Annotated in this window: 1 protein-coding gene; it reads right to left on the bottom strand. The window is 78.6% G+C overall.

Going from position 1 to position 201, the window contains the following annotated elements:
* Positions 1-201 (bottom strand): hypothetical protein (locus tag ON36_RS35935; RefSeq protein WP_218001239.1); only part of this gene is annotated, 201 nt, incomplete at both ends.

The raw sequence follows: 201 nt of genomic DNA, 5'->3' as shown, positions 1-201 counted from the left end.
GGACTCGGTCGGGGCCGACGGTGCCTGGGCGGCAGGCGCTTCGGCAGTCGCGTCCGCTGCCTGCGCCGGAGCCGACTCCGCCGCCGCCTCGGTGGCCGGGTCCGCCTCGGTCGACGCCGGGGCCGTCCGCGCCGGGCGCCTTGGGGCCGGGCGCTTGAAGCCGGACTTCATGGCCAGACCCTTGGCGGCGACGGTCGGCTT

It is taken from the genome of Nocardia thailandica NBRC 100428 (assembly GCF_000308795.1).
GTDB classification, from domain to species: Bacteria; Actinomycetota; Actinomycetes; order Mycobacteriales; family Mycobacteriaceae; genus Nocardia; species Nocardia thailandica.
This window is presented reverse-complemented; position numbering and strand designations above follow the sequence as displayed.